Origin of the sequence: Burkholderia sp. 9777_1386 (genome assembly GCF_015712265.1) — a bacterium.
GTDB classification, from domain to species: domain Bacteria; phylum Pseudomonadota; class Gammaproteobacteria; order Burkholderiales; family Burkholderiaceae; genus Burkholderia; species Burkholderia cenocepacia.
The window spans coordinates 1-12027 of sequence record NZ_JACCQB010000093.1; the positions used below are offsets into that span (position 1 = coordinate 1).

Here is a 12027-nt window from a genome sequence, read left to right on the forward strand (position 1 = left end):
CCGCTACATTCACTACTACAACCACGAACGCATCAAGCTGAAATTAAATGGGCTGAGTCCCGTGCAATACAGGACTCAGCCCTTGGCCGCTTAGATTTTAACCGTCCAACTTCGTGGGGTCAGTTCAATCAGCGGCCGGTTTTTTTGTAGCATGCGCGCGAACGCAACGCTTACTTGAGCGTGACGGGCACGCTGAAATACTTCTTCGCGAGGTTGTCGATCGTGCCGTCGGCCTTCAGTTCCTTCAGCGCCTGATCGAGCGCCGTCTTCAGCGCCGCGTCGTTCTTGCGCAGGCCGAAGCCGACGCCCGAGCCGAGGATCTCGGTGTCGCTGACCGTGCCGCCCGCGAACGCGAAGCCCTGGCCTTGCGGCTTCGTCAGGAAGCCCTTCGAGCCGGCTTCCGAATCCTGGAAGGTCGCGTCGAGACGGCCCGACTTCAGGTCGGCATACGCCAGATCCTGCGTCTGGTATGGCACGACTTCAACGCCGGCCGGCGCCCACTTCTTCTTCGCGTACGCTTCCTGGATCGTGCCCTGCAGCACGCCGACGCGCTTGCCCTTCAGCGATTGCGGGGTCGGCAGCAGGCCGCTGCCCTGCTTCGCGATCAGCTGGTTCGGAATCGTGTAGATCGGATCGGTGAACGCGATCGCGTGCTTGCGCTGGTCGGTGATCGTCATGTCCGAGTTGATCGCGTCGAACTTGCGCGCCTGCAGCGCCGGGATCAGGCCGTCGAAGTCGTTCTCGACCCACACGCACTTGGTCTTCAGCTTCGCGCACACCGCGTTGCCGATGTCGATGTCGAAGCCGGTCAGCTTGCCGTCGGGCGTCTTGTATTCGAACGGTGCGTACGAGGCCTCGACGCCGAACCGGATCTCCTTCAGATCCGCGGCAAACGCGCTGCCTGCCGCCACGGCCGATGCCGCCACCACCGCATGCGCGGCCACTTTACGCCAATCCAACTTCATCTGGTGTTCTCCTCGATACTCGAATGTTCCGGAACTACGGGCGCTTGCATCATTGCAGGGTCGGATGACCACGACAATGCGGCTGCCGCGCCGTGATGCGGCGCAACAGCCGCAAGGCCGCGATTGTACCAATCCGCGCGGCCCGATATGGCAAAGCGGGCGGCGCGACGCGATGCTGCGCTGCGTGCCCGGCGGCCGCCGCGCGCCCCGTCGAACTTGCAAGACGGTGTCGTAAATACGCAAGCGTGGCGCGTGCGCCGTCTGCGCGGCGTGCGGGCGTTATCGCAAAAAAATGAACGGGCCGCGGAGCGATGCGCAAGCCGAGCGTCGCCACGGCCTGCCGATCGCGCGTCGATCAGACGAGTGCGGCGATCGTCTCGCGTGTCGTATCGATCACGAGCAGGCCCGCGCGCAGGCCCGGCTTCACGGTCGGGTTCGGAAAGACGATCCGTTCCTCGTCGTGCGTCACCGTGTAGCGGTAGTCGCCGTCCTGCGCGAGCACCGTTCCGCGCGCGAACGCGGTGAAGTTCGCGACGTCGGCCGCGACGAACAGCTCAAGCGCGTCGCTCTGCTTCGTGATCTGGTCGATCACCGTGAAGACGCGCGGCAGCGACGGAAGGCCGCCCCCGGCGTCGACTTCCGCCCGCCCACCCGACACGAGCTTGCGCACCGCGCGGTCGGCCGGCGCGAAGCGCACCAGATCGTTCTGGCCGAACGGCCGCACCTTGCCGAGTTCCAGCGTGCACGCGAGCGCGCCGCAATGCTCGGCCGTGAAATGCGAATACGTATTGCCCTTCGCCGTGTGCAGCAGCACGGCCGCGATGCGTGCATCGCCGAGCCATTCGATCATCGCGCGCGTCGGCGGCGTGCCCGTGTGCGGCAGCAGCGCGAACTGCTCGAACACCGATGCGCGAATCGCCGTATGCATGTCGATGTGCCAGCGTGCGCTGCCCGCCGGCGCCGCCGCGAAGAACGCGGCCGCGGCCGCTTCGAGCTGCGCGGCGCGCGGCGCTTCGCGGCTCGCGGGCACCTGCGCGTGACGGCCGCTGAACAGGCGGTTCAGGTCGTCGTCGAGATAGCGTTCGCCCGCGCGCATCGCCGGCACGTTGCCGAGCACGACGAGCAGCCGGCACGCGAGCGGCAGCGCACCCGCGGCGAGATCGCGCACCAGCATCGACAGCAGCTCGATCGGCGCCGTCTCGTCGCCATGCACGCCGGCCGACACGAGCACGCTCGCGCGCGCCGCGGCGTCGGCCGCCGCCGGTTCGAACGCGAGCAGCCCGTCGCCGAGCCATTGCCAGCGCACCGCGCCGCGCGCGCAGGCGCCGTCCTGTTCGGCCGGCGCGTCACCGGCCAGCGTGAACGCGAGAAAGTCGTCGAGCAGCGCGGCGGCCGGCATCCGTGCCTCAGCGCTGGAAGTCATACAGCGAACCGACGCGCAGGATCTGCGTGAGCTCGTCGAGCGCCGTGCGCGATTCGTCGAGCAGCGCCGGATCGGCGAGGTCTTCCGGTGCGAGGCGATCGCGATAGTGCTTGTCGATCCACGCGTCGAGCGACGCGAACAGCGTGTCGTTGATCCACACGTTCGACGTGACGGCCGCGCGCTCCGCTTCGTTCAGCACGACGCGCAGGCGCAGGCACGCCGGGCCGCCGCCGTTCTTCATGCTTTCGCGCAGGTCGAACACGAGCACGTCGTGAATCGGGCCGTTGCCGGCAGCAAGCTGGTCGAGATAGGCGGCGACGTTCGCGTTCTCGCGGCACTCCTGCGGCACGACGAGTACCTGCGAGCCGTCCGCGCGCGACAGCAGCTGGCTGTTGAACAGGTACGACGTCACCGCGTCGTTCACGCTCACCGCCGCGTCCGGCACTTCGATCACGTTCAGGCGCGCACCGCGTGCGTCGAGCGCGGCGGTCAGCGTGTCGTAGATCGCCTGCTTGTTGACGAACGCGCGTTCGTGCGTGAACAGCGTGTCGCGGTTGCCTACCGAGATCACGTCGTTGTGGAACACGCCCGCGTCGATCACGTCCGGGTCCTGCTGTGCGTACACCGTCGCTTCCTCCGCGAGCCCGTGGCGATGCGCGACCGCGCGGCTCGCCTCGAAGGTCTGGCGGGCCGGGAAACGCTTCGGCTCGGGGCCGCGACGGTATTCGGCACGGCCGTACACGAAGAATTCGATGCCCGGCTTGCCGTATTCGGCGCAGAAGCGCGTGTGGTTCGCCGCGCCTTCGTCGCCGAGCGCCGGCGTGCCGGTCAGTGCTTCATGCACCGCGAAGTGCGCGGGGTCCGCAAACAGCGTCGACAGCGTGCGGCGCGTCGCTTCGTGCTCGATCGCGCGATGCAGCTTGCTGCACAGGTTCGCCGGCGTGAAGTGCACGCGACCGTCGCTGGTGTCCGCCGACGGGCTGACGGTGGCCGCGTTCGCGGTCCACATCGCCGACGCCGAGCTCGCCGCGGCGAGCAGTTCGGGCGCCTGCTTCGCGGCCTTCGCGATCACGTCCGCGTCCTTGCCCGAGAAGCCGAGCTCGCGCAACAGGCGCAGCGACGGCCGCTCCTGCGGCGGCAGCACGCCTTGCGCGAAACCGAGATCCGCGAGCTGCTTCATCTTGCGCAGGCCCTGCTTCGCGGCGGCCTTCGGGTTCGCGGCCGACTTCTCGTTGTTCAGCGACGCCACGTTGCCGAACGACAGCCCGGCGTAGTTGTGGGTCGGGCCGACGAGCCCGTCGAAATTGGCTTCTTGTGCGTTCATCGTCGTTCCCTCGATCAGAAATGCAGGCCCGGCGACAGGCTCGCGGGCAAAGTCAGTTGCGTGCTTTCCACCGACGCCATCGGATACGCGCAATAGTCGGCCGCGTAGTACGCGCTCGGGCGATGGTTGCCGGAGCGGCCCGTGCCGCCGAACGGCGCGGCGGACGATGCGCCGTTAGTGGGGCGGTTCCAGTTGACGATCCCGGCGCGGATCGTGCGGCGGAAGTGCTCCCACACCTTCGGGTCGTCGGCCAGCAGGCCGGCGGACAGGCCGAACGCCGTGTCGTTCGCGCGCTCGATCGCGTCGTCGAGCGTCGTGTAGCGGACGACCTGCGCGAGCGGGCCGAAATGTTCTTCGTCGGGCAGGTTCGCGACCCCCGTCACGTCGACGATCGCCGCGTTCACGAAGCCCAGGCGCGGATCGCGCTGCGTCATCGCGATGATCGGCTTCGCGCCCCGCTCGACGAGGCGCGACTGCGCGTCGACCAGCTTCGCGGCCGCGCGGGCCGAGATCACCGCGCCCATGAACGGCTGCGGATCGGCGTCGAACACGTCGGCCGTGATCTTCGACGTGACGTCGGCGAAACGCGCGAGGAAGCGGTCGCCGAACGCGCCCTGCGGCACGAAGATGCGGCGTGCGCACGTGCAGCGCTGGCCAGCCGACAGGAACGCCGACTGGATCGTGTGATGCACGGCCGCGTCGACGTCCTCGACCTCGCCGATCACGAGCGGGTTGTTGCCGCCCATCTCGAGCGCGAGCACGATTTCCGGACGGCCGCCGAACTGCTTGTGCAGCAGCGTGCCGGTGTCCGAACTGCCGGTGAAGAACAGCCCGTCGATCTGCCGATGATTCGCGAGCGCGATGCCGGTGTCCTTCTCGCCCTGCACGAGGTTCAGCACGCCGGGCGGCAACCCGGCTGCCTGCCACACCTCGACCGTCGCGCGCGCGACGCCCGGCGCAAGTTCGGACGGCTTGAACACGACCGTGTTGCCGGCGATCAGCGCCGGCACGATATGACCGTTCGGCAAGTGGCCGGGGAAGTTGTACGGGCCGAACACCGCGACGACGCCGTGCGGGCGGTGACGCAGCACCGCGACGCCGTCGGCCATGTCCTGGCGCTTCTCGCCGGTGCGCTCCTGATACGCCTGGATCGAGATGCCGACCTTCGCGGCCATCGATGCGACTTCGGTGCGCGCTTCCCACAGCGGCTTGCCCGTCTCGCGGCCGATCGCGGTCGCGATCGCTTCCTTGCGTTCGGTGAGCAACGCGGCGAAGCGCTTGACGATTTCGCAGCGTGCCTCGAAGTCGAGCGCCGACCAGCCGGCGAACGCGCGGCGCGCGCTCGCGACCGCACGGTCGACGTCGGCCGCCGATGCGCTGTCGCCCTGCCAGGCCACAGCGTCGGTGCCCGGGTTGCGCGAAGCGAAGACGGGGCCCGAGCCTGCGACCCAGGCGCCGTCGATGAAGAGTTCCGTCATGATTCGTTTATCCCTGTTTGACTTTGAGCGGCAGCACGCGGACCGGATCGCCGGCCTTCACGTCGAGCGCGACGGCATCGTCGGCCGACAGCACGAACGAGCCGTTCGCGACCACGCCCGGCGCGACGCCGACGCGGAAGTCGCCGAGCGACGTGTTCGACACGAGCGACTTGGGAGCATCGTCCCGCGCGTCGGGCACACCGATCGCGACCGGTACGACGACGCTCTCGCGCACCGTGCGCAGGTCGTTGACGTGGCATTCGAGCACGGGGCCCGCGTCGAAGATGTCGACGTGATTCTGGTAACGCAGCCCTTCCGCTTCGAGCATCTTGCGGGCCGGCAGCGTGTCGCGGTGGGTGAGGCCGACCGCGTCCTGCGCGTCCTGCGGCAGCAGGTCGACGTACACCGGGTAACGCGGCATCAGTTCCGCGAGGAACGACTTGCGGCCGTGCGAGCTGAGGTAATCGGCCGCGTTGAAATCGATCTGGTAGAAGTGCGAACCGACCGCACGCCAGAACGGCGACGTGCCGTCCTCGTCGAAGTGGCCGCGCAGTTCCGCGCAGATGCGCTCCGGAAAGCGGTCGCGGAATTGCGCGATGAACATGAAGCGCGAGCGCGACAGCAAGCCGCCGACGCCGCCCGTGCGATAGCGCGGGCTCAGGAACAGCGAGCACACTTCCGCGTAGCCCGTCAGGTCGTGCGAGATGTTCAGCGCCGACATCCGCGTCCACACGCCGAGTTCCTGGCTCGCATGCACGACCGTGCTCACGCGGTAGTTGTAGAACGGCTGCTCGAGGCCGACCTGCGTTTCGATCCCGCACACGCCGGCGATGTCGCCCGTCTTCGATTCTTCCATCACGAAGAAGTAGCCGGCCTCGCCCGGTGCGGCCTTGCCCTCGAGCGTGCGGCGCGAGCGTTCGATGCGCGCGGCGAGCGCGTCGCGGTCGGGCTTGAACGTGGTCAGGCCCGGCCCGGTTTCCTGCGCGAGCGACACGAGCGCGTCGACGTCGCCCGTTTGTACGACCCGAACGACGATCATGCTGCGTCTCCCTTCAAATCCTCATCGTCGCGGCGGTGCAGCGGCACGCAGCGCACGACATCGCCTTCCTTCACATCGAGCGCCGCGCGCACGTCACCGGCCAGCGGCGCGTCGGTGCCGCGCGCGTCGGCCGTGTCGCCCGGCAGGTCGGCCAGCACGCAGCGGAACGACTCGCCGCTGCCTGTCGACACCATGTACGCGACGTCGCCCCGCTGATGCGCGGCCTCGCGCACGACGCGCTCCGACGCCTGCTTCACGCACGCGGTGCGGTCGACCTGGGCGGTCAGCACCGGGCCCGCGTCGAAGATGTCGACGAAGCGGTCGGGCTCGAAGCCTTCCTCGAGATGGATGTCGTACGCGAGCAGGGCCGTTTCGTTCGGCTCGCCGAGCACGCGCTGCGCGGCTTCGGGCAGCAGCGGCACGTAGAGCGGATAGGCCGGCATCACTTCCGCGATGAACGTGCGGCTGCGGCCGCCCGAGGCGATGTCGACGTCGGTGAAATTACGGCCGAAGAACTTGCGGCCCACCGCTTCCCAGAACGGCGATGCGCCGTTGCCGTCGCTCACGCCGAGCAGCAGCGTGAACACTTCCGGCGTGAAGCGGCGGCGGTTCGCGGCGATGTACATCATCCGGGCGCGCGAGATCAGGTGCGCGGCCGCATCGCCGCGCAGCGACGGATCGACGTAGAAGCCCGCGAGCCGGCTCTTGCCGGTCAGCTCGTGCGACATCGTGAGCGCGTGGATCTTGCGGTTCACGTGCAGCTCGCGCGACGCGTGGATCAGCGCGTCGTTGCGGAACGCGTAGAACGGTTCCGAGTAGCCGGCCGCGGCCACGATGCTCGCCGTGCCGAGCAGTTTGCCGGTCGACGAATCCTCGAGCACGAAGAGGTAGAACTCCTCGCCGGCGAAGTCGACGTCCGCGCGAAACGAATCCTCGGAGAGCGCCACGCGCGCTTCGAGCGCCGCGCGGTCGTGCGGCAGCGAGTGCAGGACCGGCTGCGCGGTGCGCGCCATGTGCGCGAGCGCATCGAGATCCGTGAGTTTGCCGGGGCGAACAAATAGCATCGTCGTTCCTGTCTGCGATGGGCGCGCCGATCAGCGCGCGGTGGCTTCCTGGGCCGCGAGCACCTGCTCGACTGCCTTCTCGAAGCGCTTCACGCCTTCGTCGAGCAGGTCGAACGGAATCACCAGCGACGGGACGAAGCGCAGCACGTTCGGGCCGGCGATCAGCATGATCAGCCCGTTCTCCGCGGCGGCGGTGACGAAGTCCTTCGCGCGGCCGTCGAAGGCGGCGGTGAGTTCCGCGCCGACCAGCAGGCCCTTGCCGCGCACGTCCTTGAAGATGCCGAAGCGTGCGTTGATGCGTTCCAGCGCGCCCTTCAGGCGCACGCTGCGTTCGCGCACGCCTTCGAGCAGTGCCGGGTCGCCGATCAGTTCGACGACCTTGTCCGCGATCGCCGATGCGAGCGGGTTGCCGCCGTACGTCGTGCCGTGCACGCCGACCTTGAAGTGCGCGGCCAGTTCGTTCGTCGTCAGCATCGCGCCGATCGGGAAGCCGTTGCCGAGCGCCTTGGCGGTCGTCAGGATGTCCGGCGTGACGCCCGTGTCCATGTACGCGTAGAACTGGCCCGTGCGGCCGACGCCCGTTTGCACTTCGTCGAAGATCAGCAGGGCGTCGTTGGCGTCGCACGCTTCGCGCAGCGCTTTCAGGAACGCCGGATCGGCGGGGATCACGCCGCCCTCGCCTTGCACCGGTTCGACGATCACCGCGCAGGTTTTCGGGCCGATCGCGGCCTTCGCGGCTTCGATGTCGTTGAACGGCAGGTGCTTGATGCCTTGCGGCACCGGGCCGAAGCCTTCCGAGTATTTCGGCTGGCCGCCGACGCTGACCGTGAAGAACGTGCGGCCGTGGAACGACTGGACGAACGACACGATTTCATATTTGTCGGCGCCGTGGCGGTCGAACGCGACGCGGCGTGCGAGCTTCAGTGCGGCTTCATTTGCTTCAGCGCCCGAGTTCGCGAAGAATGCGCGGTCGGCGAAGGTCAGCGATTCGAGGCGCTTCGCGAGGCGCAGCACCGGTTCGTTCGTGTAGCCGTTGCCGATGTGCCAGAGCTTGCGGCCTTGTTCGTCCAGCACCTTCAGCAGTTCCGGGTGGCCGTGGCCGAGCGACGTCACCGCGATGCCGCACGCGAAATCGATGTACTCGCGGCCGGCCGTATCCCACACGCGGGAGCCCTCTGCGCGATCCGGCACGAACGGGGCGGGGGAAAATACCGGCACCATCACTTCGTCGAATGTCTGGCGGGTCACGGTCGAGGTCGTCATGGTCGTTCCTTTCGGTTTCGTAAGAGGGTTCAACAGGATCAAGTTTAGGTAAGGGTGACGCAAGCGTCTTGCGGAATTGCGACGGGTTCTATCGGAAGGTTTTGGTTTTGCCCTTTAGGGCCGGGGGGCGGCTACGCCGTGTCGGTATTTTGGGGCTTTTTCCGGCTTTTCTGTGGTCGGCTTCCGGTCGCGTGAAGCACCTGTGATCGTGTCGGTCTATTAGCGTCGCCCCTGCGCGGGGCAGCGGTCACTTTTCTTTGTCTTGCCAAAGAAAAGTAACCAAAAGAAAGGGGCGGTATCCGGAATTCCGTGTGTGAGGCGGGTTGAGATTCAGACTCCAATGTTGAATCGTTCCGGGTAAAGCAGTGCGAACTGCGTCATCGCGCTCTTCCAATCGTGCCGGGAGCCGGTCCACTTGGCCACGACGTTGCGCAGCGCCAGCCAGATCAGTTTGAGCGCGGCCTCGTCCGACGGGAAGTGGCCGCGCGCCTTGATGATCTTCCGAAGCTGCATGTGCAGCGACTCGATCGCGTTAGTCGTATATACAATTTTCCGGATGTCAGGCGCGAAGGCGTAGAACGGAATCACCTGATCCCAGGCTCGGCGCCAGAGCGCGGCGATCGGAGGGTATTTCGCACCCCACGGGCTCGTATCGAACGCGTCCAGCGCCACGGCGGCCGCTTCGGCCGACGGTGCCCGATAGACCTCCTTGAGCGCCGCTGCGACCGATTTCCTGTCTTTCCAGCTGGCGAAGTCCAGTGAGTTCCGGATCAGATGCACGATGCAGGTCTGGACCGTCGTTTCCGGAAACACCGTGTTGATCGCTTCCGGGAAGCCCTTCAGGCCGTCGACCACGGCGATCAGGATATCCTGCACGCCGCGCAGCTTAAGGTCGTTCACTACCCTCAGCCAGAACTTGGCCCCCTCGGTCTGCTCGATCCAAAGGCCCAACACGTCGCGTGTGCCGTCGCGGCGCACGCCCAGCGCCAGGTAGATCGCTTTGTTGCGCACGACGCCTTCGTCGCGGATCTTGACTCGCAAGGCGTCGAAGAACACGACCGGGTACATCGGCTCGAGCGGCCGCTGCTGCCATTCGCGCACTTCGTCGATCACGGAATCGGTCACCGTACTGATGAAGTCCGGCGACACCTCGATGCCGTACATCTCCAGCAGGAAACCCTGAATCTCCCGCACGCTCATGCCGCGTGCGTACATCGCGATGATCTTGTCGTCAAAGCCGGTGAAGCGTCGCTCGCCCTTGGCGATCAGCACCGGATCGAAGGTGCCTTCGCGGTCGCGCGGAATCTCGACGTCGAGCAGGTCGTCGTCGGTCGTGATGCGCTTGCGGCTGGTGCCGTTGCGGTGGTTCGTGCGGCCTGCCGGCTTGGCATCGCCCTTCTCGTAGCCGAGGTGGTGGGTCAGTTCGCCGCCCAGCGCGCGTTCGAAGATTGCCTTCTTGAGCGCCGCAAGCTGCTCGTTGATCGTCGCCCGGTCCAGCGTCCCGGGCACCAGTTGCTTGATCAGCTCCGGGTCCAGGTTCAAGCCCTTGCCCGGTTCTATCGTCACTTCTTCCTTGCGTTTGCGTGGCATAAAGTGGCTCCTTGGCCATCAGTTTATGCCTCACACACAAACATTCGGATAGGCTCAAACCGTTCGTGGACCAACAACAGCAACCAGACATCCGGTAGGCAGGTCGAGTTCCGACAACGGACACGCACGCTTTCATGGCGATCCATTCTTCCCATCTGGCCGGTGTTTGTTACGACCGCCCCCTCAATTTCCTGAAGATGAGCGGCATTGCTTCAGCATCCAGCCCATCCATGTCAACCAGTCGCAGGGACTTCACCATGTCCAGCGTCGAACGCTTGTACTTCTTGAAATGCGGCGACTGGATATGTGCGTCGTACGCATCGTGGCTCGCATAGATTTCCACAATCTTGATGTGCGTCGGGCTATCCTTTTGAGCCATCGGGAAAATGCACACTACCCCCGGCTCGACGCGCATCGACGCCTCAGCCTCCTCGTTCAAGATGCGCCGATATGCTTCGAGATGCTGATTGAATATCTCGATTTCGGAGATACGGACTAACATTTTTGGCTCCTGCGCATGGACGTTACCGTGCTGCCCCAACGGCAGTACCGCACACATCACAACGAGCGCGAAGAGGATAAGACGTCGGCACTCGATGAACGGCCCCTTCATATCTATTTTCGCATTCGATGTTCGTCCAGCGGCGGTACGTTCGACCGCGGCGGCGAGTTCGCAAGCTGCCGCCATTGAACGTACCGCCGCTCGCGACATTCAGTTCCGCGGCATTGAAATCGTCGGCGGATGTTCCGGAAGCGGTGGCACGATGCCATCCACCGGATGGGGGACATACGGCGCTTCGAGCGCGGCGATTTCGTCCTGCGTCAGCGAGAAGTCGAGCGCGCCGATGGCGATTGCCAGATGCTCGGGCTTCGTTGCCCCGATGATCGGCGCGGTGATCGCCGGCTTCGTCAACAGCCACGCCAGTGCGACGTGCGCGCGCGGCACATGGTGCGCCTCGGCGATACGCGCGACGACGTCAACCACCTTCTGGTCCTGGATTTCAGCGTTCCGATACATTTGCAGCGCAAAGGCATCGTTCTGCGTGCGGCGCGTGGTTTCGCTCCAGTCGCGCGTCAGCCTGCCGCGCGCCATCGGGCTCCATGGAATGACCCCGACGCCCTGGTCGGCGCAAAGAGGCAACATTTCGCGTTCCTCCTCCCGATAGAGCAGGTTGTACTGCGGTTGCATGGAGATGAAGCGTGTCCAGCCGTTGCGTTCCGCGACGTGCTGCATTTTCGCGAAGCGCCATGCCTCCATCGACGATGCACCGATGTAGCGGGCTTTGCCTAACTTCACTATGTCGTGCAGCGCCTCCATCGTTTCCTCCACAGGCGTGCCGTGGTCGAAACGGTGGATCTGGTAGAGGTCGACGTAATCCATGCCGAGGCGGGTCAGACTGTCGTCGATCGACTGAAGGAGCGCTTTCCGCGAGAGAAACCCGGTATTGGGTGAATTGCGCCACGGAAAGAACGCCTTGGTGGCGACGACGACCTCTTCGCGCCGCGCCATGTCGTTGAGCGCTCGGCCCGTGATCTCCTCGGAGCTTCCGCCCGAATAGATATTGGCAGTGTCGAAGAAGTTGATGCCCGCCTCGAGCGCTTGCCGAAAAAACGGGCGGGAGGCTGCTTCATCGAGGGACCAAGGCTGGGGCAGGCGGGCAGGCTCCCCATAGCTCATGCATCCCAGGCAAAGACGAGATACTTTCAGACCCGTTCGGCCCAGATTGACATATTCCATGTTCACCTTCAAAGGTCTTGTCGTAGCCATTTCAAGATGTCGTAGCGGCGGCTAAATAGAAATGTCGTGTTTTGAAGGGTTCAGGGTTCGTCTCTTTCGGGTTACAGATTTCGCGGAGTCGAAGAGCGGAGCTTGAACGGGCA

The 12027-nt window shown here is 65.7% G+C and carries 11 protein-coding genes; 1 reads left to right on the top strand and 10 read right to left on the bottom strand.

The genetic code is table 11. The features are described 5' to 3' along the window. The coding region (locus H0X91_RS33920) for an IS3 family transposase (protein ID WP_146211670.1) at nucleotides 1–94 on the top strand (94 nt) is incomplete at its 5' end. A 76-nt stretch (nucleotides 95–170) separates the two neighbouring features. On the opposite strand, the gene H0X91_RS33925 is transcribed toward H0X91_RS33920, so the two are convergent. The 10 genes from H0X91_RS33925 to H0X91_RS33970 form a co-directional block, all read right to left on the bottom strand. Continuing rightward, the gene (locus H0X91_RS33925) at nucleotides 171–965 is read right to left on the bottom strand and encodes an ABC transporter substrate-binding protein (protein ID WP_006490898.1); all 795 of its coding nucleotides are present in this window, start codon (nucleotides 963–965) and stop codon (nucleotides 171–173) included. 355 nt (nucleotides 966–1320) lie between these two features. Further along, nucleotides 1321–2364 carry a succinylglutamate desuccinylase gene (gene astE / locus H0X91_RS33930; RefSeq protein WP_181645710.1) on the bottom strand — a complete coding sequence of 348 codons (1044 nt, stop codon included), beginning with the start codon at nucleotides 2362–2364 and terminating at the stop codon, nucleotides 1321–1323. A 7-nt stretch (nucleotides 2365–2371) separates the two neighbouring features. Continuing rightward, nucleotides 2372–3712: an N-succinylarginine dihydrolase gene (astB, locus tag H0X91_RS33935; protein WP_006488742.1), complete on the bottom strand. Its 1341-nt coding sequence runs from the start codon at nucleotides 3710–3712 to the stop codon at nucleotides 2372–2374. 14 nt (nucleotides 3713–3726) lie between these two features. Continuing rightward, nucleotides 3727–5190 (bottom strand): succinylglutamate-semialdehyde dehydrogenase, encoded by a 1464-nt coding sequence (gene astD, locus H0X91_RS33940; RefSeq protein ID WP_194131212.1) that lies wholly within the window; start codon nucleotides 5188–5190, stop codon nucleotides 3727–3729. A gap of 7 nt (nucleotides 5191–5197) precedes the next feature. Next, entirely contained in the window at nucleotides 5198–6229 is a 1032-nt protein-coding gene (astA, locus tag H0X91_RS33945) for an arginine N-succinyltransferase (RefSeq protein WP_006488741.1), read from the bottom strand. Beyond that, the gene (gene aruF / locus H0X91_RS33950; RefSeq protein ID WP_006488738.1) at nucleotides 6226–7293 is read right to left on the bottom strand and encodes an arginine/ornithine succinyltransferase subunit alpha; all 1068 of its coding nucleotides are present in this window, start codon (nucleotides 7291–7293) and stop codon (nucleotides 6226–6228) included. The genes astA and aruF overlap by 4 nt, the downstream gene beginning before the upstream one ends. Before the next feature lie 30 nt (nucleotides 7294–7323). Continuing rightward, on the bottom strand, nucleotides 7324–8556 hold the full coding sequence (locus tag H0X91_RS33955; protein WP_006488733.1) for an aspartate aminotransferase family protein: 1233 nt from the start codon (nucleotides 8554–8556) through the stop codon (nucleotides 7324–7326). Nucleotides 8557–8886: 330 nt separating this feature from the next. Beyond that, entirely contained in the window at nucleotides 8887–10146 is a 1260-nt protein-coding gene (locus H0X91_RS33960; RefSeq protein WP_058901268.1) for an IS256 family transposase, read from the bottom strand. Between the two features lie 169 nt (nucleotides 10147–10315). Further along, the gene (locus tag H0X91_RS35165) at nucleotides 10316–10834 is read right to left on the bottom strand and encodes a putative quinol monooxygenase (RefSeq protein ID WP_227743124.1); all 519 of its coding nucleotides are present in this window, start codon (nucleotides 10832–10834) and stop codon (nucleotides 10316–10318) included. 24 nt (nucleotides 10835–10858) lie between these two features. After that, nucleotides 10859–11884 (bottom strand): aldo/keto reductase, encoded by a 1026-nt coding sequence (locus tag H0X91_RS33970; RefSeq protein WP_196433782.1) that lies wholly within the window; start codon nucleotides 11882–11884, stop codon nucleotides 10859–10861. Between the last annotated feature and the right edge of the window lie 143 nt (nucleotides 11885–12027).